The sequence below is a fragment of the Paenibacillus xylanilyticus genome (genome assembly GCF_009664365.1).
In the GTDB taxonomy this organism is placed as follows: Bacteria; Bacillota; Bacilli; order Paenibacillales; family Paenibacillaceae; genus Paenibacillus; species Paenibacillus xylanilyticus_A.
Genome location: NZ_CP044310.1, coordinates 3,303,095 through 3,321,956 on the forward strand (window position 1 = coordinate 3,303,095; position 18,862 = coordinate 3,321,956).

Sequence of the window (18,862 nt, forward strand, 5' to 3'; positions counted from 1 at the left end):
GGGTGGTTGAGAAACCACTGTGATAAAATAAGAGGAATAAGAACATACGATCTGTTTTGTGGAAGGAGATTAAGGATAACGATGGAAATACTTAAGCCACCGGCTGAGACATTATATGAAACTGAATTACGCGCACTTCGGGAGGAAGATAAGGGAAAACGGCCCCCCAACTGGCTATTATCTCCCGCATATGTGCGAGATTTCATTATTGGCAGGGACAAACCCGCCATGTTGGATGGGGAAGCCATACCGATTACTCGTAAATTTTATGGGAATGACGTCTTAATTGAACGTGCGGTGGTAACGCTCGCGGGCAATCGCGGCTTAATGCTGGTGGGAGAACCGGGAACAGCGAAGACGATGCTCAGTGAGCTGCTGACAGCTGCGATCTCGGGAACCAGTCTGAACACCATTCAAGGTACGGCAGGCACAACGGAGGACATGATCAAGTATTCTTGGAATTATGCGATGCTGCTTGATAAAGGTCCTTCGGAAGCAGCTCTTGTTCCAGCACCGTTATACAGCGGCATGAAGAAAGGCATTATCACCCGTTTCGAAGAGATTACACGTTGTCCGGCTGAAGCACAGGATAGTCTGATCAGTATTCTAAGTGACAAAGTCATGAGCATTCCTGAGCTGGATGGTGGCGTGCTGTTTGCCAAGCCGGGGTTTAACGTGATTGCTACAGCGAATATTCGTGATAAGGGTGTTAACGAGATGAGTGGTGCGCTGAAACGCCGTTTCAACTTCGAAACGATCAAGCCAATCAGCAGTGTGAAGATGGAAGCGAAAATTATTGAATCCCAGGCACGAAGCCTTTTATTACATAGTGATATTGATATCGAAATTAATCCGGATGTGGTGGAGCTTCTTGCGACCACATTCATGGAGCTGCGTACCGGCATGAGCCGTGAAGGTTATAAGCTGGACACACCACAAGCTTCCATGAGTACTGCAGAAGCCGTTTCCGTATACGTTCAGAGTGCAATGACTTCGTATTATTACGAGGATAAGGGAATTGCATTGGATCGCCTGGTTCAGAACATGCTTGGAACCATTGCCAAGGAAAATGACAAGGATCTGTCCGTTCTGAAAGCCTACTTCTCCAAGGTTGTGAAGGAACGCTCCAAAGAAGAGGGAATTTGGAAGGACTATTATGAGGAGAAAAAATGGATCGGGTAGCGCCACTAGTGGAGCCGGATGTTACCGAGTTGCAATCCCTCTTTGAGTCTCAGGTGTATAACCTGAACAATGGTACGGTTTATTTTCCGATAAGGCATCATAGTCCGGTTTGTTCTTCTCATTTGTTACAACTGATTGAGGCATATCAGCCGGACATTATTCTGATCGAAGGACCCGAGAGCGGGAATCCATATCTCTCCGTGTTGGCTGATGAAGCAACGATCCCTCCGGTCAGCTTGTATTATACCTATGAGAGCGAGGATGACCGTGCAGCGTGTTATTATCCGATGCTGCGTTATTCCCCAGAATATGTAGCGTTACGTGAAGCTTCAAGGCTTAACATTCCTGCACAGTTCATTGATCTCGATTACTATCATTTCGCTAATAAAGAGAAAACGGAACAGCATGAAATATCTGTTCAGGATGAGACGCTGCTGGCCAGCTCCGACTTCATCAACCGTTTGTGTCAAAAAATGAACTGCCGCAGCTTCGACGAGCTATGGGAGAAAGTGTTTGAGATCGGTGGCCTCGAGAAATCCACACAGGAATTTGTGCAGGATGTGTTCACTTATTGTACGTTATCTCGTATGTGTTACACAGCTGATCGGCTACACCGTTCCGGTGATCTTGTCAGGGAAGAACACATGCGAAACTGCATCCGTGAGGCTTCCTCGAAGTATGATCGTCTGCTCGTTATAACAGGTGGATTCCATACGTACGGACTACTGGGCTTGGAAACAGACTCTGCTTCGCAGAAGTTCTCAGACAAGCCTGTGAAGAAGAATATAAGCTCTGCAACCAGGAATTCGGTACATCAGCAGATGTATCCCATGGTGTACACCTTTGCAGAAGCAGACCGTCTGAATGGTTACGCGAGTGGAATGCCATATGTGAATTACTACGACATGATCTGGAGCGAACTGTTCCGCAAGAAAAGTACCGCATACAACGTAACGGCAGTAAATCTGCTGTCCAAGCTTACACATGCACTCCGTAAGGGCCATGAGCACGTATCGACCAGTGACGCGATTGAGGCATACAGCATGGTTCAGGGGCTTGCAGCACTTCGGGACAAAAGAGAAGGCGGAGTTTATGAGCTAATGGACGCAGCGACGTCTTCTTTTGTCAAAGGCGAGCTTACACTGGCTACAGAAAAACCGCTGCAAGAGCTCCAGCTTCTTCTGACCGGAGATGCCATAGGAAGTGTGGCCCCCAATTCATTCAACATTCCGATTGTTGAAGATTTCAAATCCCGCTGTGCGTTAGCTAAGCTGCAGATTCGTACGACCGGTCAGCACAAGAAGGTCCTTGATCTATATGCCAAACCAGAGCATCGGCAGCTTAGTCAATTGTTCCAATGCATTACCTATCTGGTTCCCGAATTCGCGAAACGCCAATCTGGACCAGACTGGATTGCCCAGCGAGATATGAATCTGGTCAGGGAAACCTGGATCTATACCTACTCATCAAGGATTGAAGCCAGATTAATCGAAAATTCACTTTATGGGGGTACCATTCAGGAAGCAGCAACCCGAAAAATGGCGGAACAGATGCAGGATATTCCGGATCATCATAGCGGTGAGCTTGCTAGATCCATGCTCCAGGCTCTGCTTATGGGTTTACAGGATGCGGCTGCTCAATTGTATGATCAAGTCCGCTCAGCACTGAGGAAAGATGGAAATTTCCTATCTCTATGCGGCAGTCTTCACATTCTGGACCGAATTCATCAGCACCGAAGATTACTTGGATTATCGGATGACAGCCATCTTCCCGAGCTGGTTGCCGAAGCCTACAATAACGCAGTGGACAAACTACTGCAGCTCGCGAGAACCAATCCTGATGAGCATCAGCCTGTTATTCAGGGGTTGAAGCTGCTCGCGATGCTGGCGGAATCTTCCGAGGAACGTTACCGCGATGAAACCTTCAGAGCTCATCTGAATGAGCTGCTGGCAGATCACAACCTTCCGGCACAACTCGAAGGTGTATGCCTGGCCATTTCCTCGGGACTCGGTGATCGGGCAAGGGAAGAGATCGTTGATCGTGCTCGCGGATACATTCGCGGTACACCGGATCAAATGCGGCAGACAGCACTGTATTTACAGGGCGTGTTTTCCGTGGCACGAGATGCATTTTTATATGAAGATCAGCTGCTATCCGAGCTGAATTACATGATAGAGCAGCTGGATCATGATGATTTTATGATGATGATCCCGGAACTACGGCTTGCATTCACTTATTTTACACCTATGGAGACAACACTGATTGCAGATCGGGTTGCGAAGCTGCATCAGGTTCAATCTGAAGAGATGGCGATACCGGGGATCGACGAACACACACTGATTCAGGTGAAATCCTGGGATGAAGCCATCCGGAAGGAGTTTGAGACATGGAAGCTGATCTGAACAGAGGGGCGAGAACTCCTGATCCATTGAAGGCCCTTCCGGATTCCAATCAGGCTGAAACGCTGAACCGATGGCGATTGATCCTGGGTGATTCTGCTGAAGAAGGCTTATCGAATACGGATGCATACGACGCTGAGCATTTCAAGTATACCGAAATCGATGAAATTCTGGGTTACCTCTACAATCGGGAATACGGCGAAGAACAGGGATACCGAAAAGAAGGAGGACGCGGCTCCTCTAATCTTACGGTTCCCAACTGGTTGCATAAGGTTCGGGAATTATTCCCCAAGCCAACCGTGGAGCTGCTGGAGAAACAGGCACTGGACCGTTATGGCTTAACAGAGCTGTTAACCGACAAAAAATTGCTGGAGTCTCTCGAACCCAACATGAACCTGCTGAAAAACATCATGCAATTCAAAGGACGAATGAAAGGGGACGTCCTGCGGAGTGCGAAGGAGATCGTGCGGACTGTAGTTGAGGACCTTCAGCGTAAGCTGGAGTCCCAGACCAGAGCCAGCATCATGGGAAAACGCAGCCGTTACACACCAAGTTCCATAAAGTCCCTGCGTAATCTTAATTTCAAACGAACCATTACCAAGAACCTGAAAAATGTCGATCGAGTAAACCGCAGATTGGTGATTGATCGTCTTTATTTCGACGGAAATATCCAGCCGCATAATAAATGGAACGTCATCATTGCTGTTGACGAAAGCGGCAGCATGATGGACTCGGTCATATACAGCTCAGTCATGGTTAGTATCTTCTATCGTTTGAATGCGCTGCGTACCCACTTGTTTATTTTTGATACCCAGGTTGTCGATCTGAGTGACAGGTTGGATGATCCGGTTGATGTTCTTATGAGTGTACAGCTGGGTGGAGGAACTCATATTACCAAGGCCCTGCGTTATGGCGAGACGTTGATAGATAATCCTGGCAAAACGATCTACATCCTTGTAAGTGATCTGGAAGAGGGATACCCGATCCAACAAATGTATAAAGCGTGTAAGGATATTATGGATGCCGGTTGCAAACTGCTTGTGCTCACCGCACTCGATTTTAATGGGGATACCGTCTATAACAAACATGCCGCACAAACCTTAACCAATATGGGAGCACATGTCGCCGCAATTACCCCTAACGAGCTTGCAGAATGGATCGGTGAGATTATCACGTAATGCGTTTATAACCAGGTTTTTCACCCAAAAATTAAGGAGGAATGTGTAATGCTTACTACAGATCGCGCTGTTGAGGCGTTAGTTGAGAAGTTTGCTGAGATGTGTTCGAAGGATTACTCCCTAAAAACAGATCGGAGTCAGGAAATCATTGATTATGTGCTGGGAAACACGGACAAGTTTCCTGAAATGATAGGGAATTCCAGCCATTATGTCTACTATACAATTGATGCGCTCATGAAGCTTGCCAAGAAAGATGATGGAGATATATTTTTCCGGGCAGGAGCTATCGTCATTCACCTGGAATCCCACTACTCCAGACGCAATTCGTGGGCTACGGATGGCTTCACCATTTGTCTCGGCAATGACTCTGAAGCCTACGGCTTGAGTGGAAAGAGCAAAAACCCAGATCGGATCGGTGGTCTTCTGTCCCGATTGGAGAAAATACGTCAGTTTGCCGGTGAAAAAGAAATTGTAGATGAGCTCAAAAGCAGGCTAAGCCGTGTACAGGTATTTGTTGAGTCCAAAAAAGGGAACGGATATGGCAACCATGAGCGAGAAATAATCGACGCCTTGCTTCTCCTGAAACTGTATTCCAAACTGAACGGTGTTCCCTCACAGGCAGCACAGTTGCAATTACTAAGCAACCACCTGCCTGAGTTACTTCAACTGGTCGTTGCTGATGATGCAGCGCAGCTGCGCCCGACGTTACATAAGCTTATGGAGCCACTGGTTGTGTGCTCCTTGCAGAGCCGATCTAATCGGTCTGTGCATGATCTGAAACCGGAATTTCTTCAGCAAAAACGAAATCGCCTGATGGAAGAGCTGTACCCGGACACTTCATTGAATAAAAAAGAACAATTGTCTCAGAATGTGTTCCACCAGACTATGATCTTGATAAGCAGCTCGTTGTTGTATCTAATCAATGTCCATGGGGGAAAGGACCGTTTCCTCGAAAACAAAGGCGAAACGGGTCAAGCTCTATTGGAGGCAATTACTCAACTGCATGAAATCTATCCGTTTGAGACGCGCATGTATCTGATGAGCATGGATTCCAGAGCCAAAAATGCCGACGGGCTGCTCGCTGGTCTGCTTCCTCTGGATGAACCATACCAACTGATCGAGCTGATGAATAACGAATTGAATATGTTTACGATATCATGGCAGTCGATCCAGTCGGCCATCATGAGTGATCCGGAACAATCCATACGTGCTTATCATATTCTCAAAACTCCATACCTCAAGCTGGTTATCCAAAAGATAATGGAAGATCACAGTAGAGAAATCCCTAACGCGGACGGTACCATTGAACAAGCCGTCTCTGCAGTACTCCGGGAGCCATTGGAAGGTGGTCGCAGTGGTCTTGCCATCGCAAGGTATCTCGAAGGTCAGACATCATTTGAAGAATACTGGGAAGACTCAAACAGCCGCAGTCTGTTTAACAATCTCAATCGTGACAAAAAACGTATTCAGAGTCTGATGGCCATCAGCTTCCTGCCAGTGGACTCAGAGGCAATGCGCCGGTTTGTCATTTTGGCTACCTATCCGGAGTGGACGCTGGATATCGTCTCAGATATGTATCGTTCCTACGCTTTCAGCGGAGAGAAGCTGCTGCAGCGTTATGGGCAAGATCCAGAGGTACAGCAGGATAAGCTGTTGACCAGTTTGATCTCGCTGAACGGCATGACCGACTACAGGTACAAAGCAATGCCTCAGGATGAGTACCGCCGGATTATTCAGCAAAATCTGGACTATGCTCTGGAACAGTATAAAAAGCTCCCAACAGACACACGTATTTTAATTTTGGAGATTACCTTCGAGCAGCGAAGTGAACTCAAGACGGAGAAGCTTGCCGAGGCGATTCGAGCGGGACTGCAGGATTCATCCAAAAAAGCCAACAGTCTCGCATTATCCGAATTCAATCGTGTACCTGATCCGGAACTCTTTACAACCATCTATCGTTCAGAAAAAAAAGCAAGCGTGAAAGAAGTGGCGCTTAGCGCAATTCGCAGCCTGGATCATAATAAAGAGCTATATCGTGAGCTTCTGGAGGGTGAGAAGTCGGCGGAATGGAAGAACTTGATTCAAATTCTGCTGGATACCGCAGATCAAAGCCCGGAATATGCCCATGCTGCACTTGCTGATCAGGCGGATGCCAAAAAGCTGGCTAGATTTGGTTGGTTATCCCTGAAGGACTTGCCTTCTCTTATTCGTTCGGAAGACAATCAACCTTTGGATGATCGAATTAAGCAATATATTTTGGTCCAATCGGTAGATCATACATCTGCACCTAACGAAAGGCTGAATGAACTGCGGGAGTATGTAGATGAAGATTCGTTATCTCGATTCGCAACTGAACTGCTCCAGTTATGGATTCAGGACGGTGCTCCTGCGAAGGAAAAATGGGTGATGTATATCTCTGCGCTCTTTGGCAGTGTGCAAATCGTTCACATCCTAACGCCTCAAATTAAAGAATGGACCGAAAACAGTCGTGGAGCTATTGCGGCAGATGCGGTGAAGGTACTAGCTTACCTGAAAGATCCATCTGCTCTCATGGCCATTGATAAAATTAAACGCAGCGTCAAGAATCGTCAGGTGAAAGGCGCGGCAGAAGAAGCACTGCAGCTTGCGGCCGACAACTTGGGACTTACACCGGAACAATTGGAAGATCGGCTTGTAACTACGCTTGGTTTTGACGAGTCAGGAACGTTGAGGCTGAGTTACGGTGAGCGTTCATTCCTCATTAAAGTGAATGGAGATTTGCAGGTCGTCGTTCTGAACGAAGAAACAGGTAAAACAGTGAAAAGCTTGCCTGCACCAGCGCAGAAGGATGACGCAGAGCTCGCTGCACAATCCAAAGCACGTTTTACCCAGCTGAAGAAAGATCTCAAAACAATGGTGGGCATTCAGGCACAGCGCCTGGAAGAATCATTGTCCAAGCAGCGTTTGTGGTCTTCTGAAGAGTGGAAGGCACTCTTTGTTGAAAATGTAATCATGCAAAAATTCGCTGTAGGTCTGATCTGGGGCACCTATGAAGATGGTCAGCTGAATAGCACCTTCCGCTATATGGAAGATGGCACCTTTAATACGGTGGATGAAGATGAATATGAACTACCTCTGAATACACTAGTAGGACTTGTACATCCGCTTGAACTTGAAGCATCTACCCTGGACGGCTGGAAAACACAGCTCGAAGACTACGAAGTGAAGCAGCCTTTCGAGCAGCTTAACCGAGAAATTCACCTGCCTGAGGAAGAAGACAGCAAGCTTGAGGAGTACTCCCGACTTCCGGAATCGGAATTTTCACCGACGGCTTTCCCGAAAGCACTGGAGAAATTCGGTTGGATCAAAGGGCCGGCAATGGACGGCGGCTGGTATCATGAATTTTACAAGGAGTACGATGAATACGTAGCGGAACTGCGTTTCAGCGGTACCAGTATCACGTATTATGAGGGGATGGACGATATTACGCTTGAATCTCTCCAATTCTTCAGACCGGAGAACAAGAGAAGTTATTACTACAGCAATAACAAAAGCATTGCTCTGGGTCAGATTCCGGGACGTGTCTTCAGTGAAACGCTCTACGATATCCTAAGAGCAACGGGGCGTTGATTACGTGGGTGAATTCGAACATAAATTCAGGACATTTTCCAAATTGTGCACGGAAGACTACCTCATCAGGCATGCAAATAAGGGATTGTACAAGCGGTCTTTGAAAGATATCGATAACGGTGTGAGTGTGCAATACACGTGGAATGAATCTTCAGTCAGCTGTCAGTTGAGTGATGGAACTCTCTGTACGCTGGAGAGTACGCTCGATCACTGGGATTGCTCCTGTCCGTCAGATCACATCTGCAAACATGTTCTGATCTCGATTCTGTATTATCAGCGTGAACATCAGACGGATGAAGAAGTCACGGGGCAAGACATGCTGGCGGAGGCAGTTCCTTCATCTGAGGAGACTAACAATAATTCAAAATCCAGTTCGATTGCTATGGATACAGAGGAGTTAGCACCAGGTCATGAATCCCGTTTCCGCTGGATGACAGAGTCTGATCTGTCTACGTTAATCCAATCGTATAGCTCCTCGATGATCGAAGAAGTTTGGTTCCGGTTGAAGTATCCCGAGCAGATCGAAGTTCTGGAGGATTCTCTTCTTACCGTGCGGCTTGTAAGACAAGACATCGAGGTTTCATTCACCCAGGAACCCAGTCTCGCTAAGGCGCTGTGTAAGGTTAAACAAACGGCTGGAAATATGGCGAAGCTGGAAGCCTTGCTTCGATATCGCAGACAACAACATGTGGACGATGAGAATGTCTTAAGTGGAAGAGTATATGATACCAAGTTCTCCATTCAAACCGTCCGTGAATGCCGCAGCATGCTTGCCGATCTGTTAAAAACGGGGCTTGCCAGGCTTCCACAGTCCTATATGGCCCAGCTGGAGACGCTCGCTGTAGCTGCGCATAGTGGCAACCTACCTGATGTTGAACGAAGTTTACGGGGAATTCAGGGTGAATTACAGCTATTCTTCAATCGACATATTCGGTTCTCCATGCAAACCATGCTTGATCGGGTGTCCAAGCTGTATCTCGCATTGCAGGTCTTGGAGCAAGAGCGTACTTCTGCTTATATGCAGAGCCAGCTTATTGGCAGTTTTCGCAGTAAGTATTACACCGTTCCGCAGTTACATCTGTATGGTCTAGGAGCAGATGCATGGGAGACCAGGTCTGGTTACCGGGGCATAACGTATTACTTCTACTGTTTTGAAGACGAAGAAATATACACGTACAGCGATGTGCGCGCTGTTTACTATGACGACAATTCATTTTCCTACGCAGAGCATTATGGGGCATTTACGCCATGGCTTACCAACGTGACCTTCCGTCAATTTGCCGGAGAAGAGCTGCAGTTCCAAACGGTAAAAGTGAACAACGACCGCAGGCTCTCTTCAGGGGAGGGTGCGAAGCTGGAACTTATGACGCGAACGAACGTGGAAGATGTGAATCTGGGCAAATACATGCAGGATGTTCCTTCTCTACTTCTTGAGGATTCAAGGACATTTGAGCTATTTACCAACCCGAAGGAGCGTTTTGCCATCCTTCGGGTTGCCCGGATCGTAGATCACAGCTTTGACAAACGAACTCAACAACTTATCCTTACCATTGAAACGGAAGAAGGGGAGCTGCTTCCTCTGACGCTTCCTTATTCCATGGACTGGCAAATGATGATCCAGCGTCTAGAGTCAGGATACGGAGCCGCCTCGCTTGAACACTTTTATGCTTTTGTTCGAATGGAACAGAGCACATTGTACCCAATTAGCTTTCTAAAGGGACAACGGGTAATCAGCCTGAAATTGGATATAGGCTATGGAAGGGCGGGTAGACTTGGAAGACTATAATCAGTTCATGCTTCAGATCGGCGGCTGGGCAGAAGAATTGCTGCTGCGCGGGATATCCCAATTTACTTTGAAGGATGTTGGCGTGTTAGAACAGTTTCTTGCGGAGATCAAACGGTATCAACTGACATTCCTTGAGGAAATTGTAGGGCTATTGATAACCGAAGGACGCCGCCTGGCTCTCGGTGATGGTAACGAGGAGCTTCTGCTGAGCCATTATTGCCGCTTAACCCAGTACGTACAACTAAGCATTCAGGAATCGTCCTGAAGCTATGCGAAAGATTTGCAGAAGCGAGTGCCTCTGCAAATCTTTTTTTGTGGAGAGAGCGTTATTTGGTTAACTTTTTACTTACGGGATCTATTCAAATACGTATACCATGCACCATGCTTCTCACAATTCAGTAGTAATATTCGCTTAGATGTCATATCCCGGTTTATGATGCATACCATTAGGCGAATGCGGTCATAAGGGAGGAAACAGACATGTCGATGAGCGAGCCACTGTTAACTCAAATCGTAAAACAACAACTTCCGGCCGGCGCTAATGTCGTCACTATACTTAAACCTGTCGAACATCCAGCCATCTATGCGGCAGATCTCACCGGAGACGGGATGCCGGAGATCGCTGCGGTTTATAAACTGGATGGAGAATTAACCTTGTTGATTTTGAAATTTGTGCAAGGACAATGGACGAAGATGTCGGTCACCAAAGGATTGGGGTACAACGCAACCTTGCTTACAGCTGCACCTGTAACATCTACGGCAAGAAACAATCTAATTGTTGGCTGGCAGCTCGGCTCCATCTGGTCCAAACTTGCTGTATATGAGTGGACAGAAGCAGGCTTAACGGACGTAGCCCCAGCTGATTTATATTTCAGTCATGCCGAGATTATTGATATGCCCGGTCAGCATGGAAGAGACGGAAAAGTGGAGATCGCGCTTTGGACGCATGATACCGGGGAGGCTTATCAGGTTGATATTATTAGATGGCAAAATGGGAAATGGGTACCTGCCACAGACGTATACATGTATTACTTTCCCAAGGTTGTACAGTACTACGAACAATTAACTCAGCATTATCCGGACTACACCTTTTACTGGTATTATCTTGCCGATGCTCAGTATCGCGCCGGGTTATTACCGGCTGCCCTGATTTCAGTTCAAAAAGCGCTAAGTTTCAACGAACCTTACCCATCCCGGGAAGCGCTGCTTGAATTGGAGAAACAGATTAAACAAAGTATGGGAGGTAGTCATGTACGTGAAACCACCTGGTTATTCCCCATTTCGGTAAGAACGATTCAGGGAACCCGGTGGGGCTATATGGATGCACAGGGTCGGATCCGGCTGGAGCCTGTACTTGATGACGCTCGTGATTTTCAGCCGAATGGCCTGGCTGTCGTTGTGAAGGATGACAAGGCTGGTGTGATTAATCTGAATGGCCAGTATGTTGTTCAGCCTGTATATGATTCCATTAATTCATTCGAAGAAGAACGGGCAATTGTGATTGACGCTCAAGGCTTTAAAATGATCGATGAACAAGGTCATGTGCTTACGAAACGGGCTTATCCTTTTATCGCAAATACGAGTGATGGGCGGGCGCTTTTCTATGATATTTCCGGAGGTCAGGCAGGTGGAGATGCCAGTCGTTACGGCTACCTGGACGCTGCTGGCAATGAGGTGATCCGAGCACAATTCGTATCAGCCTACGATTTTAACAACGGTAAAGCGGTTGTTCAGATTAAAGACAATGAGTTCGCACTCATAGATCGTAATGGAAATCGACTGGCGACATACCCTTACGCATATGTGGGACCGCTGGGAGACGGTTTACTTGCTTTCCAGAAGGAGACACCCGGAAAGTACGGCTATATCGATGAACGAGGTCAGGTCCGAATTGAACCTAAATTTACTACAGCACTTCCTTTCAATGGTGGGCACGCGATTGTGAATACAGCAGAGGACTACAAATCCATGTATGGTGTCATTAACACGCAAGGCGAATTTGTCATTAAACCAGCTTACAATGATATCCGAGATTTAGGGGAACAGCGTTTTGCACTGGGGCAGGCCATTGATCCGGAGCAGCCTTTCATTGGCTCATTGTATGCGATTGCAGATGTTAATGGCAGGAGGCTAACAGAGTTCACTTACAGGGACGTGGGCGACTACAAAGGGGGGCTCGCATCTGCATCGGATGGAAGACAGACTGTTCTGCTTGATCTGAGCGGGCGTCCAGCACCGGGATATCCCCGTGTAGAGGGTTCCGGTACACTGGAAGTCGTAGCACCGGATTTGATCAAAGCAAACGTTGATCAGCGTCTTTTGTATGTCAATCGAGCCGGACAGATCATCTGGCGGCAAAATACAATCGTTCCCCTTCAGCCACCTTACCGTGTTCGTGAAGAGAAGTATAAACCCAATATCGATTATCTGGTTTATTATCCCCAGGTGGAAGGATTAACCGACCAGGCCGCACAACTGGCACTTAATTTGAAATTGAGGAACTTGTCTCAGGTCAAACCGATTCCTCCAGACCAGAAGCTGGATTACAGCTACACAGGGGATTTTGATATTACCTTTTATCTGCAACAGCTGCTTCAGCTGCAGCTTACGGGATATAACTATCCTTTTGGGGCTGCACACGGTATGCCTACGATGATCTATGCCATTATTAATCTCACCAGCGGGCAGCTGTACGAGTTAAAGGACTTGTTTAAGCCGAATAGCGACTACGTAAAAGTATTAAGTCAGATTGTAGGAGATCAGATCAAAAATGATCCTCAGTATTCTTATGTATTTCCGGATACCTATGAAGGAATTAGCCCGAACCAGCCATTTTTCGTGACGGCAGACGCACTGCATCTGTATTTCAATCCCTATGAGATCGCTCCGTACGCAGCGGGATTCCCGACATTTACGATTCCTTTTGTCCAGATCAGGGACATTATTAATACTGAGGGTTCGTTTTGGAAAGCGTTCCATATGTAATGTAGGAGTGTAATATAACGTTCATGATGAAGCCATATTCCATATGGCTTTTTTTGTTCAATAAAGGAGTACGTAATCATAACCACTCAAAAAGTGTAACTTTGACGGCACAGATCGCGTTTAGATAGTAGGGGTGATTGACTTGCTGGATAGTGGCGTGAAACGTTTCTTACTATTGGGCCTGGTGTTTGTGGGGCTGATTATAACGGGTGCAATTGTCCTCGAAGTATTGGAAGGATATCAGATTACAACGACGGAGTTTTACGGGATACGCAATATCGGTTTTGTAACATACTCACTGTCATTGCTTTTTGCATACGGTCATCACTTGGCTGCCATCTACGTAATTATTGTGATTCCCATCTCTTGGTTATTACGCAAACGGGTTCACAGTACTATGATTAGAATATTGATTTACATTTGCAGCTGGGGAGTGGGCGGGATTTGGGTGTTCGATCAACTGTACTCCGAATATTTCGTCGTAGGATATGGTCTAAATCGTATGACATCCATATGGATCTTTGCTGTAATCGGATTGCTGTACGCTATAGCTGAACATAGGATTTTAAAGAGTAGAAGCGCTTAAGGCGATTTTATGGGGGGAAGCGGATGTTTGCAATACTATAGTACTATTTAAATGGAAAGAATGATAAAAATTTCACAAAGGTTAGTTTTCATTTGAACTTGCTCTAAAAATATATGGATGGGAAATTATGTTATACTATTAAGTATATATACATAATATTTAATTAATTCCATACAGAAAGGAGGTAGCACAATAATTTAAGTTGTCAGGAGGAATTGTTTTGTATCATGCAGGTTTTTGGATCAGACTGGGTGCAGCAATTTTGGATGGGTTGATTATAGGATTGCCTTTAGCTGTTATAGCAGGAGCACTGACTGGGAACTTTGATAGTAATGATCCGTTCGTTAATTTATTAAGTTCGTTATATTCCATTTTATTACCTGTTTTTTGGAGTGGCCGAACAATCGGAAAGCGCATATGTGGAATCCGGATTCGCAAATACGATACGCATGAACCACCAGGAATTGTTGCAATGTTGCTGCGAGTCGTTGTAGCGGGAATCGTGTATGGAATTACTTTGGGGATCGGATTTATAGTTAGTATTATTATGGTGGCCGTACGTGAAGATAAACGTGCAATTCATGATTTCATCGCAGGTACAGAAGTTGTTTGGGATTAATTAAAATTTCGGCCGTGCAGGGATAAAATCCTGTGTGGCTAGGATTTTAACAAAACTAGATAAAACGGAAGTTTAATTTCGTATACCAAATACAATTCACACATTTATCCATATGATATTAGAAAAATATCGAGGGCTATAGAAACGAAAAGAAACAAAAATCCATGAAGAAATGAATTCAAATTATGAAGAGATAGTTTGGGATTGATAATTGGGTTGGTTAAGTTTTTAAACATACTGTTTCACAAAACTCGTATTTTGTACATATGTTAATGTAATTAATGTACACTGGAGTCGTGTTACAGCGTCTATTGGATATTCCTATAGTCCCAGTTTTCCCTTCGCTGGAATATAGGGCTTCAGCAGACAAAAACCCGCTATTTCCCACGCAAAATAACCTGGACTATATTCGCCTAACAGCAGGTCTTCTCCCGTCACAACCGTTTTGATCTAACGTTTTCCGTTAGTTAATGCTATGTATCATTAAAACTAAACTTCATTATGTAATCCTCTTCAACTAATTCAGTCTCACCATTTATCAAAAGAGATGAAAATTTTTCGAAAAGTTGTTTTATCTCAGTATTATCATTAATTAGATCAATACTTTTTCTATATTCATTTTCGTTCTTATATTTTGATATTTCAATCCACTTACTTTTTTCTTGATTACTATTTATACAGAAAGATTGAAAGTCTATGTAAGACGCATAAATCTCCGCTGATTTTTTTTGAATCTCTAAGTACTCATCTATTCTATCAGGCTGAATTTGGTATCGATAAACTTTAACAAACATTTATATTGCACCTCCTATTTTTACTGATTAATTATAGAAGAAGAGTACTTTTGTGTAAATATTCTGAGTAATCTTTAAACTAACCTGCCCGTTAGTTTAATAAATTGAAGGACAAGATATGATTAGATACATGCCTAATCGCAAATAGGAACATGTTCTTGTCCCTCGAAACTTGCTCCTTTTGCAGTGCTTTAACAAAGTTTCTTGATCTCCGCAAAAACTCAAAAATGCACCTCAATTGTAAGTAGTGGTTAACAATTGGGGTGCATTTCATATCCTTTAGCTTCTTTTATATTACATGAATGATTAATATCAATCCTTAGGCAATTCATTAAAGAAAGTGACATCTTCTATCGGTAATCTTACCGTCCGGTGTCCGGGCTTCACTGCCTTGCCGATGGCGATAAGCATAACAGGAGCGTATCTCGCCGGAATATCAAACTCTTCTACAAATTTTACTTGGTCAAAGCCGCCCATCGGGACCGTATCATATCCTTTTGCACGAGCGACAAGCATTAGCTGCATGGACACCAGTCCACTATCAATAAATACTTTTCGGAGTACATTTTCTGGAGACATACTCGCGAACAGTCTTTGGTATCGCTCCACGAATGATTTAGCTGTCTCTTCAGGCATGTACCCCGCATCTACCGCCATCCCGTAAACTTTCTCGGCCAATTTATAGCCTTCCAAATCTCCGAGTATCGCAATGACAGCTGAAGCCTCAATCACTTGCTGCTGGCTGTTGGCGATTGGAAGCAGTTTCTGTTTTAGCTCCTGCGAGTCGATGACGAGAAACCTCCACGGCTGGAGATTGGCGCCAGAAGGAGCCAGTGTAGCTAGCTGCAATATATCCTTCATTTCCTCCCGTGAGATCTTCACTTCGGAATCATAGTATCTTACAGATCTCCGATCTTGAATAACATCAAAAAACTGCGCCTCCACCTTCTGTGACGATTGTTCAACGGACATGCTTCTCTCCTCCTCATAATTACCTTGCCCCAAGTTGGCACAAGATGTTCTAAATAATTAGTAGTAGACCTTTATCAAAACAAATTCAACCATTGCAGTTAAATAAGCTTTATTGTTACTATAAATTATTTAGTATATACTTTAAAGTAGACACATTATTTTTATATAGCTCTATATATTAGACTAACTATACTATAGTAAGGGATGATTTTGTGGATATACGCAAAGAGGACGAACAATGCCTCATCTCCATTCGCGAGGCGTTGGAGGTTGTTCGTGGAAAATGGGCTATTTTGGTACTCACCTTACTTAGTCTAGGTCCGCAGAGATTTAATCAGATGCGAAGATATTTAGACAATGTCAGCATCAAGTCTTTAACGGATGTCCTGCGTCATTTGGAGCGGCATGAAGTGGTCAACCGCCAGGTGTTTCCTACCTCACCTGTTACTGTTGAGTATTCACTAACAGATAAAGGAAGGGCGTACATACCCGTACTTCGGGAGATGCGCATATGGGGTGAAACCTGGGGAGGAACATCGGAAGGCATTGATGATGACGAACCCCCGCTTGGGTAAAGTAATAGTTTAGACTGGCTCTTAAAAATGAAACGGCAACAGCTAGGGACCAGAAAATAAAGAATTAAGTTCATGTGATTAATGTTTAGAATTGCATCTAATCGGTAATTGGACTATGTTCTTGTCCATTCCGGTAATCGGTACAAGTTCTTGTCATTGGCTTGGGACAAGAATTTGTACCGATAAAATAAAAAAGCCGCTAAATTAACGACTTCAATGGGTATATGTTCTTGTTTCTCGGGAACCTCCTTCATCATAGACACAGACACAGTGATATCCGGAATCAGTCAGATTGATTTTGATCAGCTCAGATATGTTCTTCTCATCTTCCACAATAAGAATATTTATCATTTTGTAGTTCACGTTTATCCAAACCCCTTTTTAGTAAAAGGCCGCCGGACTCGTGTTCCTTTCCCCCAACTTCAGCCTGGTCAGGTATATCATTGATCGTAGCTTCACAATCATTATAGTTATACTCCCGAATTGTATCATAATTGCATCATGCAGCAGCCTGGACCGGTTTAATATAAAGACCGAGAAGCCTTTTATCAAGGGTTCTCGGCTTTTCTGATAACAAGCTCTGTATTGAAATACTTAGTGGAAAATTGAATAGTAAACATAGCATTTTGTGCGATCTGAATTATCTTAATTTATAGAATGTTCTTGCATTCTCTCCAAACAGACCGGACCGGTTCTCTTCCACCCATGATTGTGGAATTGTATTATTCAAGATACCAAGAACATCATCGTAGCTTGCAGCTAGCAAACAGACCGGCCAATCCGAACCAAACATAATACGCTCCGGACCAAATATACGAATAATTTGTTCAATATACGGCTTAAAATGTTCCACATCCCAATGATCATGATCAGCTTCGGTTACCATTCCAGAAATTTTACAATAGATCTTTGGATGTTTTGCTATCTCTCCCATCAGGAATTCCCATGGTTCAAAAAGATGTTCCTTTATACGAGGCTTACCGATATGATTAATAACCCCTCTTAAGTCAGGAACCTCTTTGAGAAGTTCATTAAGTACAGCCAGTTGATTTTCTCGGACAAGAATATCTATAGGGATATCCAAGGATGCATAGTATTTAAGCGCTTCCAAATATGGCTTTTCAAGCACACGGCTGACATCAACCATCTCCTGCAACATCAGGCGGAAGCCAACGAACTTCTTATGTTTACGGAAAAGATCGAAATGTTCCCTATGCGATGGAGTAAATAAATCTAGCCAACCTACTACACCCAATATCGAATCCGACAGATTGGCCAATTCCAACAAATATTCGCTTTCTTCAATAGTAGGTGCGGCCTGCACAACTATTGTTCCGTCGATGTTATGCTTCTTTAAGTGAATTTCATAATCTTGTGGCAAAAAATCTCTGTATAAAATAGGTAATTCTTTATTTATCCAGCCATAATCGTTACGTGATATTGACCAATAATGCTGATGAGCATCAATTCGCATAATAAACTCACTCCCTCTCGTGGTGCTTTAATTTTACACACCTTTAATGAGGATAGGAAATATCTAATTCTTGCAAGTTTATATCCAATGATGATGTTATATATTAATAACTTGTACACTATGAGGGGGGATTTACATGGATCCTTTTCGTCGGTACAAGTTCTTGTGCTCAACAGCTAGTTTCAGACCGATACTTCTCTTTTTACCCCGATAAATCTAAGGGGTTAGTTTAATGAAATAGATCAAATATTTATACTAGACAGTTTCACCTTGTTCCCAATCGTTCTCCGAAATGGAACAGAGTTTTTCCCTTCAGAGAACGATTGTAGCCTTATCCAACCACTTTAATTCTATCGATAATATAGCGCACAGTTAGAAAAAGCGGTTCAGGATCTGTTCGATGTCATTTGGCTCTGTAATCTCAGGACCGAAAGCAGCTTTAGGTTGTTTATTGTTATTCCAAGGCTCCAACGTACAAGCATCATGAACATTTGCTATTTTCCAGGTCAGGGCATTGGCAAAAGTTGTACCTGTGTTCTGTCCATGAATATGATTAATCCAAATTGGTTCTTTAATATGAATGAACTCCCTGGGAACCTTAAATGCATCGCGCCAGGTATAGCGGGCCGCTTGTCCTCTCAAATACTCGTCTACCTTGATAATAGTTACACCGTAACTGGGAAGCCAGAAAAAAAATTTTCCT

14 protein-coding genes are annotated in these 18,862 nt (G+C 44.5%); 10 read left to right on the forward strand and 4 right to left on the reverse strand.

The genetic code is table 11. The features are described from left to right. Positions 1–81 precede the first annotated feature (81 nt). The 9 genes from F4V51_RS14795 (at position 82) to F4V51_RS14835 (ending at position 14,344) form a co-directional block, all read left to right on the forward strand. Positions 82–1,182: an ATP-binding protein gene (locus tag F4V51_RS14795; protein WP_153978575.1), complete on the forward strand. Its 1,101-nt coding sequence runs from the start codon at positions 82–84 to the stop codon at positions 1,180–1,182. Further along, on the forward strand, positions 1,170–3,584 hold the full coding sequence (locus tag F4V51_RS14800; RefSeq protein ID WP_153978576.1) for a DUF5682 family protein: 2,415 nt from the start codon (positions 1,170–1,172) through the stop codon (positions 3,582–3,584). The genes F4V51_RS14795 and F4V51_RS14800 overlap by 13 nt, the downstream gene beginning before the upstream one ends. Then, the gene (locus tag F4V51_RS14805; protein WP_153978577.1) at positions 3,569–4,759 is read left to right on the forward strand and encodes a VWA domain-containing protein; all 1,191 of its coding nucleotides are present in this window, start codon (positions 3,569–3,571) and stop codon (positions 4,757–4,759) included. Before F4V51_RS14800 ends, F4V51_RS14805 begins: the two co-directional genes overlap by 16 nt. A gap of 48 nt (positions 4,760–4,807) precedes the next feature. Further along, positions 4,808–8,368 (forward strand): DUF4132 domain-containing protein, encoded by a 3,561-nt coding sequence (locus tag F4V51_RS14810; protein ID WP_153978578.1) that lies wholly within the window; start codon positions 4,808–4,810, stop codon positions 8,366–8,368. A gap of 100 nt (positions 8,369–8,468) precedes the next feature. After that, positions 8,469–10,154, forward strand: a complete 1,686-nt coding sequence (locus F4V51_RS14815) for a hypothetical protein (RefSeq protein WP_153978579.1) — start codon at positions 8,469–8,471, stop codon at positions 10,152–10,154. Next, positions 10,141–10,419 carry a hypothetical protein gene (locus F4V51_RS14820; protein WP_153978580.1) on the forward strand — a complete coding sequence of 93 codons (279 nt, stop codon included), beginning with the start codon at positions 10,141–10,143 and terminating at the stop codon, positions 10,417–10,419. Before F4V51_RS14815 ends, F4V51_RS14820 begins: the two co-directional genes overlap by 14 nt. 215 nt (positions 10,420–10,634) lie before the next feature. After that, positions 10,635–13,139: a WG repeat-containing protein gene (locus tag F4V51_RS14825; protein WP_153978581.1), complete on the forward strand. Its 2,505-nt coding sequence runs from the start codon at positions 10,635–10,637 to the stop codon at positions 13,137–13,139. Positions 13,140–13,281: 142 nt separating this feature from the next. Further along, on the forward strand, positions 13,282–13,725 hold the full coding sequence (locus F4V51_RS14830) for a hypothetical protein (protein ID WP_153978582.1): 444 nt from the start codon (positions 13,282–13,284) through the stop codon (positions 13,723–13,725). A gap of 220 nt (positions 13,726–13,945) precedes the next feature. Next, on the forward strand, positions 13,946–14,344 hold the full coding sequence (locus tag F4V51_RS14835) for an RDD family protein (protein ID WP_153978583.1): 399 nt from the start codon (positions 13,946–13,948) through the stop codon (positions 14,342–14,344). Positions 14,345–14,817: 473 nt separating this feature from the next. Here the strand turns inward: F4V51_RS14835 and F4V51_RS14840 are convergent, their stop codons facing one another. Further along, positions 14,818–15,138 carry a hypothetical protein gene (locus F4V51_RS14840; RefSeq protein WP_153978584.1) on the reverse strand — a complete coding sequence of 107 codons (321 nt, stop codon included), beginning with the start codon at positions 15,136–15,138 and terminating at the stop codon, positions 14,818–14,820. A 312-nt stretch (positions 15,139–15,450) separates the two neighbouring features. Then, entirely contained in the window at positions 15,451–16,110 is a 660-nt protein-coding gene (locus tag F4V51_RS14845) for a nitroreductase family protein (RefSeq protein ID WP_153978585.1), read from the reverse strand. A 212-nt stretch (positions 16,111–16,322) separates the two neighbouring features. Between F4V51_RS14845 and F4V51_RS14850 the strand changes: the two genes are divergently transcribed. Next, positions 16,323–16,685, forward strand: coding sequence for a winged helix-turn-helix transcriptional regulator (locus tag F4V51_RS14850; RefSeq protein WP_323131775.1), 363 nt, complete (start codon positions 16,323–16,325; stop codon positions 16,683–16,685). A gap of 640 nt (positions 16,686–17,325) precedes the next feature. Here the strand turns inward: F4V51_RS14850 and F4V51_RS14855 are convergent. After that, on the reverse strand, positions 17,326–18,159 hold the full coding sequence (locus tag F4V51_RS14855) for an amidohydrolase family protein (RefSeq protein ID WP_153978586.1): 834 nt from the start codon (positions 18,157–18,159) through the stop codon (positions 17,326–17,328). Between the two features lie 372 nt (positions 18,160–18,531). Beyond that, on the reverse strand, positions 18,532–18,801 hold the full coding sequence (locus F4V51_RS29070; RefSeq protein WP_236146555.1) for a hypothetical protein: 270 nt from the start codon (positions 18,799–18,801) through the stop codon (positions 18,532–18,534). Between the last annotated feature and the right edge of the window lie 61 nt (positions 18,802–18,862).